The organism is Pedobacter sp. KBW06 (assembly GCF_003852525.1).
Lineage (GTDB): Bacteria > Bacteroidota > Bacteroidia > Sphingobacteriales > Sphingobacteriaceae > Pedobacter.
The window spans coordinates 1,035,153-1,060,120 of record NZ_QAJL01000001.1 but is presented as its reverse complement, the minus strand read 5'-3'; the positions used below and the strand labels follow the sequence as shown (position 1 = coordinate 1,060,120).

Sequence of the window (24,968 nt, the reverse complement as noted above, 5' to 3'; positions counted from 1 at the left end):
TATGAGAGTTATTTTTTCAGTTTTTACGCTGTTGCTCAGCTGTTTTACGGCAATGGCTCAGCAGCCCTCAGCAGGGGCAGCTGCTCAATGGGATCAGATCCTTAGTGAAGCCCAAAAGCAAGATAAAATCATTTTAATCGATTTCTCTACCTCCTGGTGTGGCCCATGTAAAGCCATGGACGAGAGGGTCTTTCCGGATCAGGCAGTGGCTTCAACGCTTCAGCAGCACTATCGTTTCCTCAAGCTGGATGCTGAAACCGATGAACTGGGGCGGGTTTTAGCAGCGAGGTATATGGTGCGCAGCTATCCCAGCTTTTTAATTCTTGATCCTTCATTAAAGGTATTGAGGAAAGAAGCCGGGTATAAAGCGGCCGACAAGTTCAATGCCTGGCTAAAGGATGCCGCGACCAATCAGAAAGAGCGGGTACCCGGCTTCAGTCAGCAGAAATACCTGGATTTTCCTTCGTTCTACCTGTCGGCTTTTGGCGAAAAGAAAGACCGTAAAAAAGCGGATAGCAATCTTGTCCGCAGTTACCTCGACCAGCAGAAAGACCTGACCGGAGAAAGTGCCTGGGCTGTAATGAACGCTTTTGAAATGCCGGAGAAATATTTTAAATATTTTATGGACAATTACCCGGTCTATAAAAAGAAATATGGCAAATCTATTGAAGGTAAAATGGCCTATGGTCTTTTCCCTGAACTGCAAAAGGCGATCACTGCAAAAAGTACGGCTGGATTTGTAGCCGTATTGAACCGGATTCCTCAATTCTTTGACGATGCAGGTACACAACAGGCTACCTATCTTTTTAATATTCCCAGGGAACCTGCTTTCTTTATCATGAAAACCAATTTTTTAGATACCGCGAAAACCATTACTCCGGAAATCAGGCTGGAATCTGCTACGGGTATGTTGATGACGGAAAACCTGCCGGAAGCAGTATATCAAAAGGCCGCAGGCTGGCTGCTTAACTATCCGGGAATCGAACAATCAAACGATGTTTCCATACTCATGAGCCTGGCCTTAACCTATCAGCGCAATGGAAATAAAGACAAAGCATTGGCCTTTTTCCAAAAAGGCGAAAAGATTGGCGGAACTGAGGAAGGTTACAAAGACTTTATCAATTACTACAAAAAGAAATTAAGCTTATAATATTCCGGTGATGAAACGATCATCGCTTCATTACCATTAAACCGAATTTACGAGCTCTTGAAAACCAATAGAAGATCGAAAAAAACAATAGAAAGATCAAAAAAACAATGATATACTGATGAAAAAAACATGGATCACAATACTGCTGTTGGCCCCGGTAATGGCAATAGCACAAGGCAATATTTATACTTTAAAAGGTAAGTTTAAATCGGCAGCTGCCGGAGGGAAAGTCTACCTGAATTACTATAAAGACGGCGTAACCAAAAGAGACAGCGCAATTGTTCAGAACGGTGTTTTTGAATTGAAAGGCCCGACAGAAGGTCCTCAGCAGGTTTACATGACCTTTGTGAGCAAAGACAGCCCTGCAGATAAGAAATCGAGGGGTCGTGACTCGAGGTCGATGTACCTGGATAAAGGCCTGATTTTAATGAATGTAACCGACTCTATTAAAACAGCGTCAATTACGGGGTCGGTAATCAACACTGATTATAAAAAATATTCAGACCTGCTAAAGCATTCAGAAATGACGATCAACGGCTTAAGAAAGGAATACTATGGCCTTACTGCGGAGCAGAAAAAAGACAGTGCTCTTGTGAAGACCATAGAAGACAAGATGGATCAGGCAGAGGCCGGTCAGAAGGAAAGCCTGGTGGCCTACATCAAGCAAAATCCGAATTCCTATTTCTGTTTCGAAGCTTTGCAAAAAGTAGCCGGTCCATATTTTGACATCACTAAAGTGGAAGCCCTTTTTGACGGACTTTCTGCAAGCCAGCGCAGTTCAAAAGAAGGTCAGGCTTTTGCTGCCTCCATCGCCGCGAATAAATCAACGGCCATCGGAAAGACAGCACCTGATTTTACGCACCTGGACACGGTTGATAAGGCTGTAAAGCTATCTGATTTTAAAGGGAAGTATGTTCTGCTGGACTTTTGGGCTTCCTGGTGCGGCCCTTGCCGCGCTGAAAACCCTAATGTATTAAAAGCGTATAATGCCTATAAAGACAAAAACTTTACTGTGCTGGGCGTATCGGTGGATCAGGAAAAAGATAAGGACAAATGGTTAAAAGCGATCAAAGACGATGGCATGCCATGGACCCAACTCATTGATTCGGATCGCAGCAATAAAAAAAGGGCCGGAGATCTGTATGCGATAAAAAGCATTCCATCTAATTTCCTGATCGACCCAAGTGGCAAGATCATCGCTAAAAACCTGAGGGGAGAAGCTTTGGAAAAGAAACTGGCAGAAGTGATTAAATAGTGATTTAAAGAATCATTAAAGATAAAAGCGTTAACCATAAAAAGGCCGGCAGATTTGCCGGCCTTTTTGTATTTCAGGTTTGTTTAGAAATTGGTATTCACAATCAACTGGCTTCTGGTAGCGTCAATGAAATCCAACGGGATGATTCCATATCTTCCATGGGAAGCACTGGTGAAATAAGTATTGATCTTAGGGTTAATGGAATTGGCTACGGTATTGATGTTCGGAATTCCGAAGATCCCTGGTTTGTAACCACTGCCATAGTTCACATATAATTTTTTAACGGTGCTGTTTTTTGCTTCATTTAAAAGGCTTTCCACCTTTGTCCATTTTGCATTCAGGTCATCTACCTTATAGTAATCCTGAATCTTTAAACTTGCAACAGGGTTGTTGATCTCAAAGGTGGTATTGTCGGCCCAGTTGGTGGCATCAATCCCTTTGGTATTCCCTGTGCTGAACCTTCTCAGAAGTTTGATCTTTCCACGTACTGATCCTAAAGTAGAAATGCCATTTCCTAAATCCCATTTCGAAGCATTCTGTGCAACATAGGCATCAAAGGTCTGCTCAAAACTACGCGTATTATCCGTAGGCGTATGTTCTTCTTTTACGCTCATGATGATCGTTTCACTGGGGTTGCTGTTCAGAAAACTGATACATGCATTCAGCACATCGTCAAAATTTAAATTCTGATAAATCGCGCCGTGGTGAATGGTGAAGCTGTTACCGATATGTCTGCAACGGATGTCCAGGTACCTTACACCAGCGTTCAGCTGTTCTGCAATGCTTAGGTTTTGTGTTTTTGCTGTTCCGGAAATGGGCTCGTTCCTGGCACCGGAATCGTGGGTGCCGGGAATAGACAGCTGGGCAAGGCTCATTGTGTCCGACAAGGCACCCATCCAGTTGTTCATGGTAAAGCTGGTTACAGTGGGAAGGGCCATTGCTGATTTTTCGGATCTGATGCTCATTGGTGCATCTTCGGAGTTCTGCTTTTTACAGGCGGTAAAAGAAATGGCTGCTGCCAGGATGAGCTGGACTTTTAGGGAATTGATTTTCATAATGATTTAGGGTTTGATTTAAATATTAAGATAGGTAATTAAATTCTTGTGCTCAAGCGTTTTAGCGTTTTGGTTAATGGAAAAAGGCATTACCCTAAATAAACGGAGCTGTCATTAAAGTGATGTTAATCAGTGATTAAGGTTTGAGGTAGTTTCAGGGGCGTCACTTCTTATCCTACATCAATGTGGGGGCAGCGGCTCCTGGGTATCTTTGTATACAATAATTCAAACAAAGAAAATGGTTTGGGTTATTGCCTAAAAAACAAGGAGAAACAAAATGAAAAAGTTAATTGAAAAAATCGTGACAAATTCTGGCAGACCACATATGGTTGGTGATGGATTCAGGGTATTTAATTATATCCCCGGAGCAGGCATTCCTCAGGAGAGAATCAGTCCGTTTTTACTTTTGGACTTTAATCCTGAATATGATTTCGGTCCTTCAAATCACATGAGGGGAGTGGGTGTCCATCCACACAAAGGTTTTGAAACGGTAACCATCGCCTATAAAGGAACGGTTGCGCACCATGACAGTACCGGAGCTTCAGGAATCATCAATTCCGGAGACGTACAATGGATGACCGCAGGAAATGGAATTTTGCACAAAGAATACCATGAAGAAGCCTTCTCTAAAAAAGGTGGTCCTTTTGAAATGGTGCAGTTGTGGGTAAATCTTCCTAAAAAAGACAAATCTACCACGCCACATTATCAGGAGTTGACTGCTGCGGGAATGGGAAAAATAGAATTACCGGATGATGCAGGTATCGTGAATGTCATTGCAGGAAACTTTAATGGTGTTGCAGGCCCTGCAGAAACTTATAGCCCGGTGAATTTATTTGACATCAAGCTGAACGAAGGCGGGGAAGTAAGTACCAGCATCCAGGCCGGATACAATACCGCATTATTGGTGGTAAATGGCAGTGTAGAAGTTAATGGAGAGATCGCCGGAGAACACAGCTTTGTCTTGTTCAGAAACGAAGGAGAAGAAATCCACATCAAGGCCAACAGGAAAAGTGTTATCTTGGTATTGAGTGGTGAACCTTTGAATGAGCCAATTGTAAGTTATGGTCCTTTTGTAATGAATACAGAAGAAGAAATCAGTCAGGCCATCGTTGATTTCAATATGGGTAAATTTGGTGTATTAGCAGATTAATTAATATTTAAAGATATGAATGAGGAATATGTAGCAATCCCCCTGGTTAAGAACCAGGAAGATAAACGTTTTGAACTGAAGATCGATGGGTATACAGCATTTATCGATTATAAGGAGCATGATAAAAAGATCTGGCTGATCCATACAGAAGCTCCGGCAGAACTGCAGGGCAGAGGTGCAGCAACAGCTGTAATTGAGAAAACCCTGGCCTACATTGAGGAAAACGGATATACATTGATTCCCATCTGTCCGCTGGTAGCGGCTTATCTGAAACGCCATCCGGACTGGAACAGAATTTTAGACCCAAGTGTTAAACCTCATTAAGAGGTTTAACACTTAAATGAAAAATGCAGATGTCTGACAATATTGAAGTTACCCATAATAAAGAACAGCTTCAGTTTGAAGTTGCCCTGGATGGAGAAAAGGCCATCCTCTCTTATCGTTTGTATAAGAAAGATATTGCAATGATGCACACCACGGTGCCTAAAGAAATGGAAGGTAAAGGCATTGCCTCTGCTTTGGCAAGGTATGCTTTTCAGTATGCTGCAGATCAGCACAAACTGGTGATGGTATATTGCCCCTTTGTTTCCGGATTTATTAAGAAACACCCGGAATACCGCAAACAGCTGGACCCGGAATATCACCGACAATAAATAAACAACACATCGCCTCGGCAGGCATACCAGACCTGTCGAGGCGATGTGTTATTAAAACGAACAGACGCTTTTAAAAATGGAAAAAAAATATATTCTGACCGAACCTTTGGTGGCCAGCATTGCTGAGATCAAATACCAGACTACAATAGAATGGAGAAATGGGGTATTGCTTTCGGATGAGCCGGTAAGCTTAGGCGGACAGGACCTTGGGCCTGATCCTTATACCTTACTGTTGTCTTCCCTCGCCAGTTGTACCCTCGCTACCCTTCGCATGTACATAGACCGTAAGGAATGGAGCGTTCCTGAAATTACGGTAAAAGCAAACCTCTTCCAGAGAATTGAAGCAGGAAAACTGGTCACTACAATTGAAAGGGCCATCTTTTTCAATCAGCCGATGGAGGCGGAACAAAAAGACAGGCTGCTGAAAATTGCGCAATCCTGCCCGATCTCCAAAATCCTAAAGAACGAAGTGCAGATCATAGACGACGTTTTTTAGTCCGGGCTCTTCCATCTGTCACCCTCAAAATAAATAAATCTGCATTGTCTTTATGCAGATTTATTGTTGAAGATTTGTGTTGCCGATTAACAAGAAATAACATGAACGAGATTTTAAAAGGGGACCTGAATGACCTGGAATTGATTTTAAATCAGGTGAAGGCCGAAGGGCTGGAGTTTTTAAATGGGATCAACGACAGGAGAACAAGTACAGACATTCAGCCGATGGAGTACAGTGATCTGGAAGTACAAGGTTCAGGTACGCTTGCAGCGCTCGCCGCCTTTAAATCCCGTTTCGATGACATTATTGTAGCCTCTACCGGCCCAAGATATTGGGGCTTCGTTACCGGAGGATCAACTCCCGCAGCCATTGCAGGGGATTGGCTGGCTACGGTTTACGATCAGAATACCCAGACGGTTAAAGGACAGGGAGACATTTCTGCTAATATTGAACTGGAAACTGTGCGCTTGCTGCTGCAATTGCTCAGGCTTCCTGAGGATGCCTACCTTGGTGGTTTTGTAACCGGTGCAACGATGTCTAATTTCAGCTGTCTGGCAGTCGCCAGACAATGGCTTGGTGCACAACAGGGGGAAGACATCGCTAAAACAGGAGTCTCCGGAACATTGAAGGTCTTATCGGCAATGCCGCATTCTTCTGCGGTAAAATCACTCGCTTTATTGGGATTGGGGAGTCAGAACCTGATCAAAGTAAAGGTAATGCCCGGCAATAGGGAGGCCATGGATCTGAACGATCTGGAACAACAGATCCTGGAATTAAAAGGTGCTCCATTTATTCTGATTTCCAGTGCAGGGACGGTAAATACGGTAGATTTTGATGATTTTGAAGCGATCTCTAAATTAAGGGAGCGCTATCATTTCTGGTGGCATATTGATGCAGCTTTTGGTGCTTTTGCAGCCTGTGCCCCGGCTTATGCGCATCTGTTAAAAGGATGGGAGCAGGCAGACAGCATCACGGTCGATTGTCATAAATGGTTAAATGTTCCTTATGAAAACGCTTTTTTCCTGGTTAAGAAAGAACACCGGCTGTTGCAGATGGCCTGTTTTCAGAATTCCAATGCACCTTATCTCGGAGATCCCCTGGACAACTTTAACTACCTGAATTTCTTACCTGAAAATTCCAGACGTTTGAAGGCTTTGCCCGCCTGGTTTTCCCTGAAAGCTTATGGTGCCAAAGGATACCAGGACATCGTGGAAGGTTGTATTGCCAGGGCAAAGGAACTGGCAGAATTTATTGAAAAAGAGGATGCCTTTGAACTTTTAGCACCAGTAAGGTTAAATACAGTTTGCTTTACGCTGAAAGGAGCCGGGGACAAGGCCTTTGAATTTCTGAGGATCCTGAACGATCAGGGAGTGGTCTTTATGACGCCCACTGTTTACGGCGGGAAGCATGCGATCAGGGCTGCTTTTGTGAACTGGAGAACGACGGAAAAGGATGTGTTGGTGGCGATTGAAGAATTAAATCAGGCCTTAAAAAAGATCTGAGCCCTGCCTGATGCTGCGCAGCGCGGGCAATCAGTTGCAGGTGATGCTCAGTATTGGCGCTTACATCAGCTTTTTTAGAAGTGGATTGTGCAGCGGCGATGATGGTTTTATTGTCCTTCATGTTGTTTTTTTAACCATTCTTCCTTTGTGATTTCAAACCAGTCACAGTTGATACCTTCATGGTCAAACTGTTCCGTGATTTTCAATCCGGATTTTTGCAATGCATGTCTGGAACCTGCATTTTCTCCATGTGCCATGGCATAGACAGTAGCTAATTGAAGTTCTTCAAAAGCATATTTTAAAGCTGCTTTGGCTGATGCTGTGGCATAACCCTTTCCCCAATGTTGTTTAAGAAAGCGGTAACCTACTTCATAAAAATGATTGCGGTTATTGGTTTCTGTAGTGATAAACTTTAAACCACCCCAGCCTACAAATTCATTACTTTCTTTATCGATTACTGCCCATCGGCCAATGCCGTTTTCTTCATATTGCTTTCTGATAAACAGGATGTTTTCTTCGCTTTGTGAAATTTGGGTGTACGGCTTGTTCCCTAAATACAAATGGACTTCCGGGTCGGAATCCATCTCAAACATTTTTTGACTGTCAGATAATAGGAGCTCCCGCATAATGATCCGCTCTGTTTCTACAAAAATTTTCATATCTCTTCTTTTATGGCGCTACTGGCCAAAATCGGCATAATCTTCTGTAATTTCAATTGAGTGGCGTTTTTTATTTGTAAATAAGTTTTTGATTCTATAGTTTAAGGAAGAAAAATATGCTTAATATTGAACGCTCAATCACTATGAAAATCAAGAAGATAACTACAGACCGTCTTTACTTAATTCCATTTACGATTCCCATTGCACAGGAAGTACTGAATCAGCAGTACACGATCTTATCAGGTATGGGCTTTAACCTTAGCAAAGGCTGGCCTGATGAAGACATGATGGAAACACTGCCCAGAATTGTAACCAACCTGGAACTGGTGGAGGAACCTTCAGGTTTTGAATCCTGGCTGATCGTTGAAAAAGAGAGTAAAGCGATCATCGGGGATATCGGTTTTAAAGGGCTGCCGGATCAGGAAGGATCAATAGACCTTGGTTATGGAATTGTTGATGCAGCAAGGCGTAAAGGTTATGCCGTTGAAGCCGGGGCCGGACTGATCAAATGGGCCTTCAGGCAACAGCAGGTGAAAATGATTACCGCCCGCTGTATGCATGTGAATGAAGGTTCTACCAAGACCCTGGAGCGTCTGGGCTTTTATCAGAAAGTGATCAAAGAAGAGATGGTACATTGGTTTTTGCTCAGGGAGCCTGGTTCAAAAAAAGAACTAAATAAAACCGGATCTTAAAATTTGTAGCTGTAGCCAAAGCGGAACACCTGCGTTTCATAATAGTCCCTGCTCTGCATCCGGAATCCATTTCCTGTGATGTTTTTACGGATACTAAGGGTGTTTAAAAGGTCTGTTGCATTTAAAAACAACTCACCTGCGCCCTTTTGAATACTTTTCTTCAGTCCCAGATCCATTGAAAACCTGGAATCGATTTTACCCTGAGGGATGATATCCGGGGCGAGGTAGATGGCTGTAAGCTGTGCCTCAAATTTTCCGGCAAACTTAAACATGCCGTTCAGCTTCAAATTTCCGGAGATCAATTGCTCCTTTGTAGCGGAGTAAATTACGGGTACCGGGTATTTATTCTCTACGCTAAAAGCATTGATCGTGTTTTGGTAAATATTGGCATTGGTGTTCAGGGAAAACCAGTCTGCGAGTTTCTGTTGAAAAATCAGTTCCATTCCCGAATTAAAGCTTCGTCCTGCATTTTGAAAAATGTTGTACAGGATATTGCTTCCCGGAGCCGGTGTGGCTATCCTGGTGATGGTTCCATCGGTAATCCGCTGGTAGAGCGCTGCATATAAATAGCCTTTATCCCAATTGTTTTTATAGCCCAGTTCCAGACTGCTGGTAAACTGAGGACGAAGGGCCGGGTTTCCTACTTTGATCAGCTCCGGCTCATCGTATTTTGGAAAGATCCGGATGTCCACTTCATTGGGCCTGTCGATCCGGTAATTGTAAAAAACGGAAAACTTATTCCTGTCGTCCAGCTTATAGGCCAGCCTTAAATTCGGATAAGGTTTGGTGTACTGGTAACCGTCACTTTTGTAGGTATTGTGACCGGGATTTACTTTGTAATCTACTTTTACATATTCTAGCCTTAATCCTGCTTCCAGTTCAAATTTATGGTGCTCAAGGACATAGTTTCCGTAAAGCGCCGGAATGGTTTCCCTGTAGTCTGCCCAGCCACCGGCATTGACATCTAAAGGCGAATTCAGTCCCGGGAAGAACTGCATGTTTACCGGAATGCTTCTGTGGCGAAACTTTAATCCCCCCTCAATACGGCCATATTTTAAAGGACGTACATAATCCAGGTTCAGGTCTGATACCTGTTCATCAGAGAGTAATTTAAAGGAATCTTCTCCTGTAAAGGAAGGCATGATATTGGTGAAAAAATATTTCTCATCTTCCCGGTGAAAGGTATAGTTGAAACTGGCGTTGAGCTGATGTCCGGGTTGCTGGAAATGATGCGAATAGTTGGCGGAAGCTGTTGCGGTATATTTTACTTCATCTTCCAGGAACTGCCAGAGCCTTAACCTTTCCTTGCTGATGCTGTTGAAGTAGGGGATATCACCGCGGTCGGTAATCTTTTCCCGGTTAAACAAACCGGAGATATTGAAGGTATTGTTTTCGTTAATCGTCCAGTCTATCCCTGTTTTTGCCGTTGCATAGGTAGTGATGCGGTTCCTCTTGACCTGCTGTTCGATCCTGTCGCCGTTGTCGTAGGTCCTTTCCGCAAATTCATTTCTGTTCAGCGTCCGGGTATAAAGCCAGTCTCCCTGGAAGAAAGTGTTGACTTTATTTTTGCGGTAATTGAGGGATACCGAAGGATTGAACTTAGGAGTACCCTGGTATTGCGGACGGATGCCGGGCAGGTTTTCCTGCCTTTGCCACAAGGCACCCAGGCCTGAGGAGAGCCCGATCTTTCCGTTAAAACCTTCCTGTTTGTTCTTTTTATAAATGATATTGATGATTCCGGCATTGCCATTGGCATCAAACTTTGCAGAGGGATTGTTGATGATTTCGATCCGTTCAATGGCAGATGCAGGGATATTGTCTAAACTCGTTTGCCCGCCAAAGCCCGTCATGGCTGTTTGTTTTCCATCCATCAAAACGGCTATTTTGTCGCTTCCCCTCAGTTCCAGTTTCCCATCGGGTGTAACGGTAACGCCGGGTAAGTTCTTCATCGCCTGCAGCACAGATCCTCCGGCCTGACTGATATTTCCGGCAAGGGCAAAGCTCTTTTTATCCATTTTCGCATTTAAACCATCGCCCTGTGCCCCGCTGATGACAACCTCTTTTAATGCTTTTGCGTCTTCTTCCAGTGCAATCGTTCCGAGGTCCTGGAAATTACTGAGGTTGCCGATCAATACCTGCTGGATCCTGGTTTTATAGCCCATATAGGAAACCACCAGAAGGTAATTGCCGCTTTTCAGGTTTTCTATACTGAACAAGCCTTTGTCATTGCTCAGGCCACCGGCCACGAAAGTACTGTCTTTCTCATTTTTAAGTAAGACATTGACAAAGGGGATACTGCTTTTGTCTTTGGCATCTTTTACGGTTCCGGAAAGCGTAACGATATGTTGTTGTGACCATGCTGCAAAAGGCAGGAACAGAAATGTGAGGATCAGGTGTTTTATTTTTATCATCATAGTTTTTTATAAATGGGGAACTGATGGTACAAAGTTGTCGGATGATTTTGGAGAAATTCTGGACTAAAGACGGATGAAGAACGTATGCTGATCTTTTTCAAAACTATAACTGAGTGGCCAGCTGTACCGGTCGCAGATTTCTTTGATGATAGACAAGCCCAGGCCGGTCCCCGGACTCAGGGGAGAGGTGTTGCTGAACCTTCTGAATAATTTTTCAGGTTCCAGTCCTGTTGTTCCGGTATTGCTGATCCTGAGCCCGCCGGCATCCAGGCTGATGCTGATGTTGCCATGCCTTGGGCTATGCCGGATGGCGTTTACGAAAAGGTTGTTGAGCATCACTTCCAGAAGTACCCCATTGGCATGAACAGATACACCGGGATGGATGTTCATTTCAAAAGACAGCTGTTTGCTGTCCAGGTGTTCGGCAAGGATATCTGCCGTTTCCTGAAGCAGGAGGGACAAATCCAGCTGTTCCGCATCTTCGAACTGATGATTTTCGATTTTTGCCAGCAGCAGCAGGTTTTTATTGATCCTTGAGATTCTTGCCAAAGCTGAATTTGCGGCTGCGACAATGGCCGACTGCCCCTTGCTGAGGGACTGGTCCTGGAGCAGGAGGTCTAATTTCGACTGCACGATGGCAAGCGGGGTTTGCAGCTCGTGGGAGGCATTTTCTGTAAATTCCTTTTGCTGCTTATAGGTGTTGATGTTCCGCTCGGTTAAGCGTTGCAGGCTTTGGTTGAGTTCGTTGAATTCCAGGATCGCCGTAGGCTCAAACCGGATCGGTTGATCGCTATTCAGCCGGAAAGCTTTGAGCGCATCGAGACTCGCATAAAATGGCTGCCAGATTTTGCCGGAAAAGCGTTTGAGGAGAAAGATAAATCCGGCCAGGAGCAGAAGGAAAAAGAACAGTGCGACAACAGATATGGCCATTACGGTCTCGTCCATTTCTTCCATGTTCGTTTCCAGCAGCAGGCGATAGTGTTTATTATTGATCAGAATGCTGGTAGAAAGACAACGGAACTGTTCCCTGTCCTGCAGGTAATCGTCGAAGCGGATAACGGAGTAACTGCTGTCTTTGGTGATGTTCTTTGTAGGATGAGGGGTGAATACCGATCCCGGTTCTATTTTGTTCCAGATGTCAATCGTCTGCTCAATCGTGCTGTCGGCGAGCTGTAATTTCGTAAACCTGGATTCAATTTTTCCGCGTAAGGCATAATGGTGTTTGTCGAGTTCATTTACCCAGATCTGGTCTACAATGAAATAATAGGCTGGAATGCTGAGGAGCAGGACCAGCAAAGCATAGATGGAAATGGGCTTTAGTGTTTTGTAGAGCAGTTTGTTCATATTTCCCATTTATAACCCGTCGCGTAAACCGTTTTTAAGTAATTGCTGCAGCCTGCTTCATGGAGTTTCTTTTTCAGGTTCTTGATGTGAGAATAAATGAAATCATGGCTGTCCAGCATATCTGCGATGTCTCCGGAAAGGTGTTCTGCCAATGCATTTTTGGAGATTACGCGATTTTGATTTCCGATGAAATAAAGCAGTAAAGTGTATTCTTTCCTTGTTAAAGCCAGCAGGGTTTCGTTTACCTGTACGGTTCTTCCCAGTAGATCGAGCGTGAGTTCATGGTGTTCAATGATATTGGAATTGCTGAATTGTTTCCTTCTGATGATGGAAAACACCCTGGCGGCGAGTTCAGGGAGGTGAAAAGGTTTGGCCAGGTAATCATCAGCACCAAGCTGAAGGCCTTTGATCTTGTCGTCCAGCGCATTTTTTGCAGAAATGATGATGACGCCATCCTGTTTGTTTTGAGCTTTTAAGATTTCTAAAATCTGGATGCCGTCACCTCCCGGCAGCATCAGGTCGAGCAGGATACAATCGTAAGTGTATCCGGATATTTTTTCCATGGCCTGATCGAAATTGCCGGCAACCTCACAACGATAGCTTTCTCCGGAAAGGTACAGGGAAATGCTTTCTGCAAGAGCAGGCTCGTCTTCTATGATCAAAATCTTCATCTGACGAAGGTAGAAGCCAATTCTGAATTCTTTCTGAATTTACGGGGTTGGGGTTTGGGCATAAAAAAGCCGTTGTAACGGTGCTTCGTTACAACGGCTTGAGCGTTAATTGTTTTAGTTATATTGTTTTTGGCGTGTATACTTTGATGATCCCGTCGCCCTCACTGCTGATCAGCAGCAAACTCTTTTTGGTAGGGCTGTTTTTAGCGGAGATGAAAAGCACCCCTTCCGGAGCATCTCCGGTTTTTAATACCTGCAGAAAGGTCGGGGCAGCAGGATTGGTCACATCATAAATCGCCACTGCATCTGCTCTTTCCATTCCAATGAAGGCTAATTTTTTAGTGCCTACTGCACCAACTGCGATGCCTTCCGGTTCCACACCTTTGTCGTCGCTTCTATTGTCATCGTATAAATTTGCCGCGATGGTTTTTACTTCAAGCTCGTTTTTACTGTCATACACCTGTGCACCGGTATTGCCGTTCCACACACTGAAAGACCGTGCTCCAAAAGAATAAAGTTCTTTAAAAATGCCGTCTCCATTGGTATCTCCAAGTGTGGTCGTGATGTTGAGCCTTCCCAGCTGATCCTCTTTTTGTAACAGGCTGGCTGTAGGGAATGCAGTCGGGTCTAATTTTACATCTTTAATTCTTTTCGATTCCACATAGGCGCCGGTATATTCCCTCACGTCACCTTCGTTTGCGGTGAACAGGTAAGGTGTGCCCCCGGATTCCAGCAATGCAATCGCATCAGGAAGGTACATGCCTTTTACCGGCCATTTTCCCAAAATCATCGCCTTGTCTTTATCACTTGGATCGATCCCGTTTGCATCTGTATTGTAGTCCTTGAATCCTAAAGGGAAGATGTCTGTAATGGTTTTTGTGGTAATATTGATCTTAGCGATGGCATTATTTTCCTGTAAGGTTACCCAGGCTGTTTTGGAATCCTCAGACACAGTGATGTATTCCGGTTCGATGTCTTTCAGAAGGTCTTTACCCGGACCAAAAATACGGAAGCCTTTTTTTGTCAATGCCTCTTGTTGTCCGGCAAAACCGGCGAAATTAAGGGTGTTGACTGCATAATTCTCATTTACGGAAATGATGGAAACAGTACCGATAGGGTCTACAGTATAGTCTGCACTTGGTTCCCCTTCATTCGCTGTCAGGATGTATTTTCCATCTGGAGAGAAGGTGATCATGTCCGGAAGCGCACCTACACTGATCACTTTAATTTCGCTGTAATCACTAGTTTTAAAAACAGCTACTTTGCCGTTTTCTGTTTTATTGACCGCCTCAATGGCTGCAGCGAGCTTTCCATCGTACACGCTTAAGCTGTTCACCAGACCGCCATAAGGAGCCATGCTGATGCTCCCGATTTTCGTCATGTTTTTCGGGTCTTTGAAATCAATTACGTCTATCCTGTTGTTGTTTGCGGTATTGTTTACCACAAATAAACGGTTTGTGATCGGGTCAAAGGCTGTAATTTCTGCTGCCCCTTCATCACCCACATCAATGCTGCCGATCTCTGCAAATGTGGCAGGATCTTCGTTGACGATGACTTCAGGCGTTTCTTCCACTGTCTTGACGGTATCTTTTTTACAACCCAGGAAGGCGAGCAGCATTAAACCAAATAGTAAGTTTCTTTTCATAAAAGCAGGTTTTTTAATTAATGTGGCTTGTTGGTAAAATATATGGTGGTTCCAATCCGACAAAAGTACTCCCGGGATGTTATCCGGCTTTAAGGTCTGGATTATGATATTGTTAACGATAGCGGAAGGCTTAACCTAAAATGACTTTATTGAAAAAACTTACCTGTTATTTTTCCATTGAAAGAACATGGGCATAAAAATTGTACTTCTCCAGACCTGGCTTAAAGGTTAATTTCAACAGATATGAACAATGGTTACTCAAAAGATTTGGACGATTCTCTATACACAGGAGTAATGTTTCAGTCTTTTTTCAAAGACTCCCCTCAATCTGTAGTGATTAAGGCCAATGCCCCTCATTTTACCATTCTTGCAGTCAGCGACCGCTTTGTAGAGATCTCGCTGAAAAGCAGGACTGAATTACTCGGACAAAACCTGTTTGATGTTTTTCCGGACAATACAAAAGACCCCTCAGGAAAGGAACGTGCATTATCGGCCATCCGGGAGGTCATGAAAACCAAAAAGAAAGTAGACCTTCCTATTTATAAATACGACATCTATTCCAGTGAAACCGGTAAGATGGAGCCTTTTTACTGGTCCAACTCCAATCAGCCCATCTTCAACGAAACGGGAGAAGTGAGCTATATCGTGAATACCACGAGTAACGTGACTGCCCAGGTGATGCTGAAGGAAATGGCCGCTACTTCAGAAGAGAACCTGGTTTTGCAGCAGCAGCGCTTAAATAAAATGTTTTTGAAGGCCCCGATGGGCATGGCTTTGTATTCAAAAGATGATTTTGTGATCGAATATGCCAATGAGGCCATTTGTAAAATGTGGAACAAAGGAGCGCCGGAAGAGGTGCTTGGACATTCTATTTTTGAATTGATCCCTTCCTTACATGAAGCCGGTTACCGGGAAATCTACAAGCAGGTGGTCGAGACTGGTGTTCCTTACCTCAGCAAAGAATCGCCTGTGACCTACAACCGTAACGGGGTTATGGAAACGTATTATTTTGACCTGAACCTCGAACCGGTATACGGGCCGAAGAAAGAAATTACAGGCATGCTGTCCCTGGCAAATGAAGTTACAGAACAGGTGCTGACCAGGAAAAATATCGAAAATGCGGAAGAAAGACTTCGCCTTGCCTCAGAAGCCACAGGAATCGGAAGCTGGGACCTGGACCTTCAAACGCGGGACATCATTTATTCTTCCAGCCTGGCCGATTTGTTTGGTTATCCCGGAGTGACTGACCTGAGTCATGAGCAACTTCGCGCGGTCATCCATCCTGAAGATACGGGCGCGGTAGAAATTGCTTTTCAAACCGCACTGATCTCCGGAAAATATAATTATCAGGCCAGAATCATCCGCCCGGACAAGGTGATTTACTGGATTAAAGTGATGGGAAAAGTCTTGTTCAGCAAAGAAGGAACGCCATTGAGGATGCTGGGAACGGTCATGGACATCACGGAAAGCAAACATGAGGAAATTCAAAAAAACGATTTTATTGCCATCGCCAGTCATGAGTTAAAAACGCCGCTCACTTCTTTAAAAGCCTATGCACAGTTACTTAAAACAGGGAAAGGGGTGGCTGATCCTGTTTTTGTGAGCAGTATTGGAACGAGGATAGAAGGACAGATCAATAAGATGACCAAACTGGTCTATAGCTTCCTGGACCTTTCTAAAATAGAATCAAATAAAACGGAACTGAAAAAAGAATTGATCGACCTGAACCAGATCATTGCTGATGTGGCGAGTGATTACCTGTTTCAGGAGAAAAACCATCCCGTGAGCTTTGATCCGGAAGAATTGCCTTTAATTTATGCAGACCGCCATAAGATCACACAGGTGATCGACAACCTGATCAGCAATGCGATTAAATACTCTCCTCAGGGAGGAAAGGTACTTGTTACCGCAAAACGTCAGGGTGATGAGGTCCTGGTTTCTGTGGAAGACCACGGAATAGGAATTGACAACAACCATACGCAAAAGATCTTTGACCGCTTTTACCGGATAGATGACCTGCAGGTAAAGAATGCTTCCGGCTTTGGGATCGGTTTATACCTTTGCGCAGACATCATTGCCCGCCATGACGGGAAGATCGGGCTGAAAAGCGAACCCGGCGTAGGAAGTAATTTCTATTTCAGTCTGCCGGTTCAGTCTGTATGCTAAAAACAGTTAATTCAGGTCCATAATAAAGACGGTCATGTTTTTTGGGCCATGTGCACCCAGTACCAGCGATTGCTCAATATCTGCAGTTTTTGAAGGACCTGCAATGAACGTTCCGAAACCATAAACGGAATCAGCAACCTGTCCATAGGCCTCATGCATATTGGAATAAATGTCTTTGCGCTGAACCACCACTGCTAACTGCTGACAAATAAAAGGAATCACCCTCTGCTGCATTAATTCCTCAGTTACCCAAAGTGCAGCATTTTCTGCGACCCCGAAATGAGCCCTGATTACGGCAATGTCTATGTCTTCATAGCTGTGCGGATCTTGTCCTTCCCATCCTGCTTCTGTCACCTGGGAAAGCTCCGGCAGGGTAGAAACAATCCTTTTCTGATCTGCAAAATGTGTTTTTATATGGTCCTGAATCTCTTCGTAGCTGCTTACCGGAACGGTCGTTCCGCCAATGTTGCCGAGCACGGTACTGAACATGGCAACCGGATCAGCATATTGCAGCGGGGCTGTCAGTTCAGCAGGTAAGCTGGTTAATTCCGGTTGGTTTTCTTTGATGCGGGAAAGGATCTCTGCTCTGCTATTCATTGTTGTTTTTCTTGTACCATTCACTGAATGACTGTTTTGGGGGCTCCGGCATGTCGCGTTGCTTATACCAGGCATTGAGCTTATTGTTAACCATGAAAGGTGCATTTTTGATGACCCATCGGCCGGCTTTTCCTGCGGTTTTATAGAGAAAAGGACTGGATAGGGTAAAATCCATTGCCTTCATTGCCAGCGCTTTCTTCGTGTCGGCATAACCTTCTTTTACGATGACTTGCCGCCATTTATACAATTGCTCATGGATGTTGATCTTTACGGGGCATACATTGGTGCAGGAACCGCAAAGGGTAGAGGCAAAAGGTAAATCTGCATATTCCTTCATGTCCAGGTTAGGCGCAAGGATAGAGCCTATCGGGCCGGCGATGGCGGTATGGTAGCTGTGTCCGCCGCTTCTGCGGTAAACGGGGCAGGTGTTCATACAGGCGCCGCAACGGATACACTTTAGTGAATTGCGGAAATCGGCTCTTCCCAGTTGTCTGGTCCGTCCGTTGTCTACCAGAATGAGGTGCATTTCCTGTCCGGCCCTGGGTTTGTTAAAATGACTGGAATAAGTGGTGATCGGTTGTCCGGTGGCACTTCTGGCAAGTAACCTTAAAAATACCGACAGGTGTTTCCTTTTCGGGATGATCTTTTCAATGCCCATACAGGCAATGTGTACATCGGCAAGGTGTGCGCCCATATCTGCATTTCCTTCATTGGTGCAAACGACAAATTCTCCGGTTTCCGCAATGGCGAAATTGACGCCGGTGATGGCTGCTTTCCGGGTCAGGAACTTCTCCCGAAGGTGAACCCTTGCCGCGGCAGTCAGAAACTGAGGATCTGACTCCCCTTTGGGAGTGCCCAGGTGTTCATGGAACAATTCTCCGATCTCTTCTTTCTTTTTATGAATACAAGGCAGTACAATATGACTTGGTGGTTCCTCCGCGAGCTGCACGATGCGCTCGCCAAGGTCGGTATCAATGACCTCTATGCCGCTCTTTTGCAGGTGCTCATTGAGGTGACATTCTTCCGTCAGCATGGATTTGCTTTTTACAATCCGGCTAACGCCTTGTGCTTTTAATATCGAATGGACAATCTGGTTGTGCTCTTCTGCATCGGCGGCCCAATGTACGGTGATGCCGTTCTGCTGGGCTTTGGCTTCAAACTGCAATAAATAATCATGCAGGTTGGACAGCACATTGTCTTTGATTTTTGAGGCATTTTCGCGGAGCGCTTCCCATTCAGGAAGGGTATGTGCTGCTTTATCCCGTTTGGCACGAACAAACCAAAGGGTTTCATCATGCCAGTCTACACGTGCTTCGTCTTCGTTAAATATATCGGCTAATCCTGCGTGGTCCTTTGTTCCTGTGTTCATCTGTTTAAACTTCTTCTGCATTTAAGATCTCGGCGATATGTAAAACCTTCACCTGACTGTTCTGGCGGCGTAAAATTCCCTCCATATGCATCAGGCAGGACATATCTGCAGCGGTGATGTATTGGGCGCCATGGTTCACATGATCCGCCACGCGGTCTTTCCCCATTTTCACGGAAATCGCTTCTTCTGCCACGCAAAAGGTACCTCCAAAACCACAGCATTCGTCGGGACGGCTCAATTCTACCAGTTCCAGGTCCTGCACCATTTGCAGCAATTGCATGGGCTTGGAAAATGGAGCGGCAACAAGCTCAGTCATCTGCGACATCTTTAATCCGCGCTGACCATGGCAGCTTTGGTGCACACCTACTTTATGAGGAAAACGTGCGCTGAGCTTATCCACCTTTAAGACATCGGTTAGAAATTCTGTCAGCTCATATACTTTTTTACGGACATTGACCGCCTTTTCTTCCTCCTCCTGACTGTGCAGGTGTTCTTTGACATGTAAAACGCAGCTCCCGGAAGGAGAAACGATGTAATCAAACTCCGCAAAGTTTTTGATGAAAAGATCATTGCAGCCAGTCGTAAGGTGCTCAAATCCTGAGTTGGCCATCGGTTGCCCGCAACAGGTCTGATGAATGGGATAACTCACCTTAACGCCTAATTTCTGCAGGAGTTTCAACGTGGCAATTGCCGCATTGGGGTAAAACTGGTCGATGTAACAGGGGATAAAAAGGCCTACGTGCATAGCTTGGAAATTCCTATAAAAAATGGAAGGTAGATTTTTTTATTGAATTATGAAAACCTTAGTAAAACGTTGGTATGGTCGTTCTGGCCCTGATCTTAAGGGAACAGGGATTTAAGGATTCTGCGTCAATTGCGCTTAATATATTGCCAAAATAATGAAGGAGATATTGTCACCTTTAAATTACTGAAAACGTTTTCATTTTATTGCAGAAATGACTAGCTTGCCTTTGTTTAATTTCCAATAATTTCAATTTAATTAATGAATAAGGACAAAAAACCACAGGAGAACACGATTCTTGACATTGCGGAAGCTTTAAAGCTTTCTCCGGCAACAATTTCAAGAGCGCTGAATAACCATCCTCATGTCAAAGAGAAAACGAAAAATGATATCCTGAAGATGGCGGCTCAACTGGGTTACAGAAGAAACCAGATGGCTTCCGGATTAAGGAGCAATAAAACCCATACCGTCGGACTGATCGTTCCCCGCATTTCTATGTTTTTCCATGCAGAGGTCATCACCACGATTCAGAACAGCTTACATAAACACGGATATAACCTGATCATTTGTCAATCTAATGACCTCCTGACGATGGAGCAGGAGCTGGCAGAGATCTTATATTCTTCGAGAGTAGATGCATTGATCGTGGCCTGTACCTTACAAACCACGGATTTCAGCCATTTCAACAGGTTGGTAGACAGCGGGATTCCGGTGATCTTTTACGACCGCGTTCCGTTGGATCCTTACAATGCTACTTTTATTAAAGGGGATGATTTCCGGGGCGGTTACCTGGCCACGTCCCACCTGATTGAAACGGGCTGTAAAAGAATTGCACATATTTCCGGAAAACTGACCTCTAACCTTTACCAGGACCGCACGGCAGGATACCGGAAAGCCATGGAACTGCACCAGCTTCCAATAAATGAAGACTGGGTATTTCATCAGGAACTGACACATGAAAATGCCAGGGAAGCCATGTCCATAATGTTCGGAGGACCGGTAGTCCCTGATGCTTTGTTTGCAGCCAATGACGTCACGGCAATTGCGGCCTTGGAATTTGCAAAAGAGAATGGAATTGTGGTGCCGGATGCGCTGAAAATGACCGGCTATTCCAATGACCCGAGAACCTCAATCATTTCCCCTTCCTTGTCCACGATTGAACAGCATCCGGATCTGGTAGGTAAAAAGATTGTAGAAGTACTGATGGATTTACTGAAGAACGGACATGAAAACGCGGAACTGAAGGCGAAGCCTTACGTGATCCCGGTAGACCTGATCAGAAGGATGTCCTCTTAAAATGTTAATGAATACTGTGTTTAATATAAAACTTGAAATAAATAATTGATTATGCGGAAGCTTGTAGTTTTTTTTAGCTGTTTGATGATGAACAGTATGGTCTTAATGGCCCAGAATGAGGAGGGAAAGATTGGAATGGGACAGTTGATTGATGAACAATTTAAATTTGCGGAGCAGCAATACAAGGTGCTGGCCAAAAATGTACCGGCAGATGTGATGCCTCAGACCTATAATGCCAAGACAGATAAAGTACAGACAAGCGATACCAAATGGTGGTGCAGTGGTTTTTATCCCGGAACCCTTTTGTATATCTATGAGTATACCAAAGATGCAGAGATCCTGAAAGAAGCAAATGCCCGTCTTGGCATCCTTGAAAAGGAAAAACATTATACCGGAAACCATGACCTTGGCTTCATGATGTATTGCAGTTTTGGAAATGCTTACCGCCTTTTTAACAAAGCGGAAGATAAAGCCACAATCGATACTGCTGCGGCTTCATTAACCACAAGGTACCGTCCTGCGGCGAAAGTGATCCAATCCTGGAATGCGAGTAAGAAATGGGGCGGCCCGGTGATCATTGACAACATGATGAACCTGGAATTGCTGAGCTGGGTGAGCGACCATGGCGGGGATAAAAAATATAAAGAGATTGCCATTACCCATGCCAACTCGACCCTGAAAAACCATTTCCGTCCGGATTTCAGTTCTTACCATGTGGTAGATTATGACATGAAAACGGGTAAAGTTGTAAAGAAACAAACAGCTCAGGGCGCTGCTGATGAATCTGCATGGAGCAGGGGACAGAGCTGGGGATTATATGGTTATACCATGATGTACCGCTTTACCAAAGACAAACGCTACCTGACCCAGGCCAAAAATATCGCCAAATTTATCCTTACCAATCCGCACCTGCCGAAAGACCTGGTGCCTTACTGGGACTTTGATGCACCGGAAATTCCAAATGCACTTCGCGACGCTTCTGCCGCCGCGGTAAATGCTTCTGCTTTACTGGAACTGGCGCAGTATTCAGATAAAAAGGACCGTAAAATGTACGTTGCTGTGGCAGAAAAGATGATCCGTTCCCTTGCTTCAGATGCTTATCGTGCTAAACTTGGAGAAAATGGTGGTTTCCTATTGATGCATAGCGTAGGTTCCATCCCTCATAAATCAGAAATTGATGTGCCTTTAACTTATGCGGATTACTACTTCCTGGAAGCTTTACACCGTTATAAAAACTGGTACTTAAAATCATAAAATATTAACAACAAAAAAAAGATAAGATGCAAACATATTTTGAAAGCCGGTTCGCACTGAGCCCTAATGAAGGAAAACAATTAGATACCCAGGCTTTACGCGATAACTTTTTGATGGAAAAACTTTTCGAAGCGGATGCCATCCACCTGACTTTATCTCATTACGACCGCTATATTTTCGGTGGGGTGATGCCGGTAAAAGAAACGGTATTACTTTCCAATCCGGAAAACCTGAAAGCAAACTATTTCCTGGAAAGAAGAGAACTGGGCATCATCAATGTTGGTGGAAAAGGAACCGTAGTTGCTGATGGAACGAGTTATGAAATCGATTTCAAAGAAGCCTTATATTTAGGAAAAGGGACAAAGGAAGTGAGTTTTAGCTCGGCCGATGGCAATGCCCCTGCAAAATTCTACATCAACTCTGCACCTGCACACCATACTTACCCTTCGAAAAAAGTTTCTAAAGCAGAAGCGGAAGTGGTAGAACTGGGCTCGGCAGAAACGGCAAACCACAGGGTGATCAATAAACTGATCGTGAACAGTGTGCTGCCTACCTGTCAGCTGCAAATGGGAATGACGGAACTGAAAAGTGGCAGTGTCTGGAACACCATGCCGGCACATACCCACGACCGCAGGATGGAAGTATACTTCTATTTTGAAGTGCCACAAGGACAAAGTGTTTGTCATTTTCTGGGACAGCCTCAGGAAACGAGACACATCTGGATGCAAAATGAACAGGCGGTCATTTCACCGAACTGGTCAATCCATTCCGGAGCAGGGACAAGCAATTATACCTTTATCTGGGGTATGGCGGGAGAGAACCTGGATTACGGAGATATGGACCACTGTGCCATCACCGAACTGAGATAAATCATTTGTAAGGCTGCCCGGAATGTTCCGGGCAGCCTTATCAACTTAAACTGTAGGAACCAATGAAGAAAATAATCTTGTTTTTGTGTGCATGCGCGACCCTGCCTTTTGTGCTTTCTGCGCAAACAAAAAACGGCAAAGCGATCGTCAGCATTCAGAATACTTCAAAAATAAAAAGAACGGGAGCCGTAACGGCCATCTCCTGGAAAAGCATCCTTTCTAAATTCCCGGGCATCGATACCGGAAATTTTAAAGTACTGAATGCCGCAAGCAAGGAAGTCCCTTTTCAACTGATCTATAAAGGAGAGGACGATCCTCAGCAATTGCTGGTTCAGCTGGATGTGGCGCCAAATGCTGCGGTTAAACTATCCATTGTTCCGGGGAAAGCAGCCAAAGCTGTTCAGAAGACTTTTGGCCGTTATGTGCCGGAACGTAAAGATGATTTTGCCTGGGAAAATGATAAAGTAGCTTTCAGAATGTATGGCAAAGCTTTGGAGGCAACACCAAAGGAAATGGCTTATGGAGTAGACATCTGGGGCAAACGGACCACAAGGATGATCCTGAACGAACGCTATAAAAGAGGGGAATACCATGTCGACCATGGGGATGGCAACGACTATTACCATGTAGGCCTGACTTTAGGTGGAGGCGACATTGCGCCTGTTGTGAAGGATAAAATCTATTACCCGATGAATTACCGCAACTGGAAAATCCTGGATCAGGGACCTTTGCGCTTTACCTTCCAGCTGAGCTACGACAACTGGGATGTGGATGGAAAATCGGTAAAAGTAACCAAAACGATTTCGCTGGATGCCGGTTCTCATTTGAATAAGGTAGAAGCAAACTATGAATATGCAGGTACAGAGGACTTACCGGTTGTAGTCGGCATCATCAAAAGGGCAGAACCCGGAAAGCTTTTATTGGATGAGCAACAGGGAATCATGGGCTATTGGGAACCTCAGCATGGCGCAGATGGCATCACCGGTGTCGGTACCATCGTAGCGGACCCTAAACTGAAAATGAAGGTGAGCAACGAACAATTGCTAACCCAGACGAGTACAAAAAACGGAACAGCGATCGTGTATTACAATGGCACGGCATGGAACAAAGCACAGGAAATCACCACTGCAGCTGCATGGTTTGACTACCTGAACAATTTTAAACAAGCACTGGAACAGCCTTTAAAAGTAACTGTTCAATAAACTTAAGAGATATGTCAGTATTGAATTTATTTAATTTAAAAGGTAAAATAGCCCTGGTTACGGGTTGTAAACGCGGAATTGGTAAGGCAATGGCCGAAGCCCTTGCCGAAGCAGGAGCCGACATCATTGGCGTATCTGCGAGCCTGGAACTGGAAAATAGTGCTGTTGAACAGTCTGTAAAAGCATTGGGCAGGAATTTCTCCGCTTATCAATGTGATTTCAATGACCGCAATTCTTTGAAAAGCTTTATCGAAACGGTGAAGGCCGCACATCCGGTGATTGATATCCTGGTGAACAATGCCGGAACGATTTTGAGACAGCCGATTGCAGAACATTCAGACGAATATTGGGATGAAGTGATTGCAGTAAACCAAACGGCCCCTTTTATCCTGACCCGTGAAATTGGAAAAGAGATGATTTTGAGAGGCAGCGGAAAAGTGATCTTTACGGCTTCATTGCTGACTTTCCAGGGCGGAATTACCGTTCCGGGATATGCGGCGAGCAAAGGTGCGATTGGTCAGCTGACAAAAGCCTTTGCCAATGAATGGGCATCAAAAGGGGTGAATGTAAATGCCATTGCACCGGGATATATCTCTACCGATAATACGACGGCTTTAAGGGCCGATGAAAACAGAAGCCGCTCGATTATGGAACGCATTCCTGCCGGAAGATGGGGAGAGGCAGAAGACTTTAAAGGGCCCACTGTTTTCCTGGCTTCTGAAGCTTCGAACTATATGCATGGAACTGTGATGACCGTAGACGGCGGATGGATGGGGAGGTAAGC

The 24,968-nt window shown here is 44.6% G+C and carries 23 protein-coding genes; 14 read left to right on the top strand and 9 right to left on the bottom strand.

What is annotated here, in order from left to right:
• Position 1: 1 nt before the first annotated feature.
• Both DBR43_RS04215 and DBR43_RS04210 read left to right on the top strand, forming a co-directional pair.
• Positions 2–1,150: a thioredoxin family protein gene (locus DBR43_RS04215; RefSeq protein WP_158622420.1), complete on the top strand. Its 1,149-nt coding sequence runs from the start codon at positions 2–4 to the stop codon at positions 1,148–1,150.
• 118 nt (positions 1,151–1,268) lie between these two features.
• Positions 1,269–2,405, top strand: coding sequence for a TlpA disulfide reductase family protein (locus tag DBR43_RS04210; RefSeq protein ID WP_124578199.1), 1,137 nt, complete (start codon positions 1,269–1,271; stop codon positions 2,403–2,405).
• Between the two features lie 83 nt (positions 2,406–2,488).
• On the opposite strand, the gene DBR43_RS04205 is transcribed toward DBR43_RS04210, so the two are convergent.
• Entirely contained in the window at positions 2,489–3,460 is a 972-nt protein-coding gene (locus DBR43_RS04205; RefSeq protein ID WP_124578197.1) for a phosphatidylinositol-specific phospholipase C, read from the bottom strand.
• A 277-nt stretch (positions 3,461–3,737) separates the two neighbouring features.
• Here DBR43_RS04205 and DBR43_RS04200 point away from each other — a divergent pair, with 277 nt between their 5' ends.
• The 5 genes from DBR43_RS04200 to DBR43_RS04180 all read left to right on the top strand — a co-directional run bounded on the left by DBR43_RS04200 (position 3,738) and on the right by DBR43_RS04180 (position 7,264).
• A complete protein-coding gene (locus tag DBR43_RS04200; protein ID WP_124578195.1) occupies positions 3,738–4,610 on the top strand; it encodes a pirin family protein in 873 nt (290 codons plus the stop codon).
• Positions 4,611–4,625: 15 nt separating this feature from the next.
• The gene (locus tag DBR43_RS04195) at positions 4,626–4,934 is read left to right on the top strand and encodes a GNAT family N-acetyltransferase (protein WP_124578193.1); all 309 of its coding nucleotides are present in this window, start codon (positions 4,626–4,628) and stop codon (positions 4,932–4,934) included.
• Positions 4,935–4,963: 29 nt separating this feature from the next.
• Positions 4,964–5,263, top strand: a complete 300-nt coding sequence (locus DBR43_RS04190; protein ID WP_124578190.1) for a GNAT family N-acetyltransferase — start codon at positions 4,964–4,966, stop codon at positions 5,261–5,263.
• Between the two features lie 79 nt (positions 5,264–5,342).
• Positions 5,343–5,762, top strand: a complete 420-nt coding sequence (locus DBR43_RS04185) for an OsmC family protein (RefSeq protein ID WP_124578188.1) — start codon at positions 5,343–5,345, stop codon at positions 5,760–5,762.
• Between the two features lie 101 nt (positions 5,763–5,863).
• The gene (locus DBR43_RS04180) at positions 5,864–7,264 is read left to right on the top strand and encodes a pyridoxal phosphate-dependent decarboxylase family protein (protein WP_124578186.1); all 1,401 of its coding nucleotides are present in this window, start codon (positions 5,864–5,866) and stop codon (positions 7,262–7,264) included.
• Positions 7,265–7,371: 107 nt separating this feature from the next.
• Here DBR43_RS04180 and DBR43_RS04175 read toward each other — a convergent pair whose 3' ends face one another.
• On the bottom strand, positions 7,372–7,923 hold the full coding sequence (locus DBR43_RS04175) for a GNAT family N-acetyltransferase (protein WP_124578184.1): 552 nt from the start codon (positions 7,921–7,923) through the stop codon (positions 7,372–7,374).
• Positions 7,924–8,066: 143 nt separating this feature from the next.
• On the opposite strand from DBR43_RS04175, the gene DBR43_RS04170 reads away from it, so the two are divergent.
• On the top strand, positions 8,067–8,615 hold the full coding sequence (locus DBR43_RS04170) for a GNAT family N-acetyltransferase (RefSeq protein WP_124578182.1): 549 nt from the start codon (positions 8,067–8,069) through the stop codon (positions 8,613–8,615).
• On the opposite strand, the gene DBR43_RS04165 is transcribed toward DBR43_RS04170, so the two are convergent.
• From DBR43_RS04165 to DBR43_RS04150, 4 genes are all read right to left on the bottom strand, one after another.
• Positions 8,612–11,029, bottom strand: coding sequence for a TonB-dependent receptor domain-containing protein (locus DBR43_RS04165; protein WP_199756950.1), 2,418 nt, complete (start codon positions 11,027–11,029; stop codon positions 8,612–8,614). The two genes, DBR43_RS04170 and DBR43_RS04165, sit on opposite strands and share 4 nt — an antisense overlap.
• 63 nt (positions 11,030–11,092) lie before the next feature.
• Complete coding sequence (locus tag DBR43_RS04160) at positions 11,093–12,373, bottom strand: sensor histidine kinase (RefSeq protein WP_158622419.1); 1,281 nt, start codon at positions 12,371–12,373, stop codon at positions 11,093–11,095.
• Positions 12,370–13,044 (bottom strand): response regulator transcription factor, encoded by a 675-nt coding sequence (locus tag DBR43_RS04155; RefSeq protein ID WP_124578178.1) that lies wholly within the window; start codon positions 13,042–13,044, stop codon positions 12,370–12,372. The genes DBR43_RS04160 and DBR43_RS04155 overlap by 4 nt, the downstream gene beginning before the upstream one ends.
• 118 nt (positions 13,045–13,162) lie before the next feature.
• Entirely contained in the window at positions 13,163–14,689 is a 1,527-nt protein-coding gene (locus DBR43_RS04150; protein WP_124578176.1) for a choice-of-anchor I family protein, read from the bottom strand.
• Positions 14,690–14,932: 243 nt separating this feature from the next.
• Between DBR43_RS04150 and DBR43_RS04145 the strand changes: the two genes are divergently transcribed.
• Positions 14,933–16,855 carry an ATP-binding protein gene (locus DBR43_RS04145; RefSeq protein WP_124578174.1) on the top strand — a complete coding sequence of 641 codons (1,923 nt, stop codon included), beginning with the start codon at positions 14,933–14,935 and terminating at the stop codon, positions 16,853–16,855.
• Positions 16,856–16,861: 6 nt separating this feature from the next.
• Here the strand turns inward: DBR43_RS04145 and DBR43_RS04140 are convergent, their stop codons facing one another.
• From DBR43_RS04140 to DBR43_RS04130, 3 genes are read right to left on the bottom strand one after another with little or no spacing between them, the layout of a single operon-like run.
• A complete protein-coding gene (locus DBR43_RS04140; protein WP_124578172.1) occupies positions 16,862–17,452 on the bottom strand; it encodes a lactate utilization protein C in 591 nt (196 codons plus the stop codon).
• Complete coding sequence (locus tag DBR43_RS04135; protein ID WP_124578170.1) at positions 17,445–18,821, bottom strand: LutB/LldF family L-lactate oxidation iron-sulfur protein; 1,377 nt, start codon at positions 18,819–18,821, stop codon at positions 17,445–17,447. Before DBR43_RS04135 ends, DBR43_RS04140 begins: the two co-directional genes overlap by 8 nt.
• Before the next feature lie 4 nt (positions 18,822–18,825).
• Positions 18,826–19,566, bottom strand: coding sequence for a (Fe-S)-binding protein (locus DBR43_RS04130; RefSeq protein ID WP_124578168.1), 741 nt, complete (start codon positions 19,564–19,566; stop codon positions 18,826–18,828).
• Between the two features lie 258 nt (positions 19,567–19,824).
• Between DBR43_RS04130 and DBR43_RS04125 the strand changes: the two genes are divergently transcribed.
• The 5 genes from DBR43_RS04125 (at position 19,825) to DBR43_RS04105 (ending at position 24,966) form a co-directional block, all read left to right on the top strand.
• Positions 19,825–20,859 (top strand): LacI family DNA-binding transcriptional regulator, encoded by a 1,035-nt coding sequence (locus tag DBR43_RS04125; RefSeq protein WP_124578165.1) that lies wholly within the window; start codon positions 19,825–19,827, stop codon positions 20,857–20,859.
• 84 nt (positions 20,860–20,943) lie between these two features.
• Positions 20,944–22,113: a glycoside hydrolase family 88 protein gene (locus DBR43_RS04120; protein ID WP_233602850.1), complete on the top strand. Its 1,170-nt coding sequence runs from the start codon at positions 20,944–20,946 to the stop codon at positions 22,111–22,113.
• A 26-nt stretch (positions 22,114–22,139) separates the two neighbouring features.
• A complete protein-coding gene (gene kduI, locus DBR43_RS04115) occupies positions 22,140–22,982 on the top strand; it encodes a 5-dehydro-4-deoxy-D-glucuronate isomerase (protein WP_124578161.1) in 843 nt (280 codons plus the stop codon).
• A 62-nt stretch (positions 22,983–23,044) separates the two neighbouring features.
• A complete protein-coding gene (locus DBR43_RS04110) occupies positions 23,045–24,184 on the top strand; it encodes a DUF4861 family protein (RefSeq protein WP_124578159.1) in 1,140 nt (379 codons plus the stop codon).
• 11 nt (positions 24,185–24,195) lie between these two features.
• Entirely contained in the window at positions 24,196–24,966 is a 771-nt protein-coding gene (locus DBR43_RS04105; RefSeq protein WP_124578157.1) for an SDR family NAD(P)-dependent oxidoreductase, read from the top strand.
• The last annotated feature ends 2 nt before the right edge of the window (positions 24,967–24,968 follow it).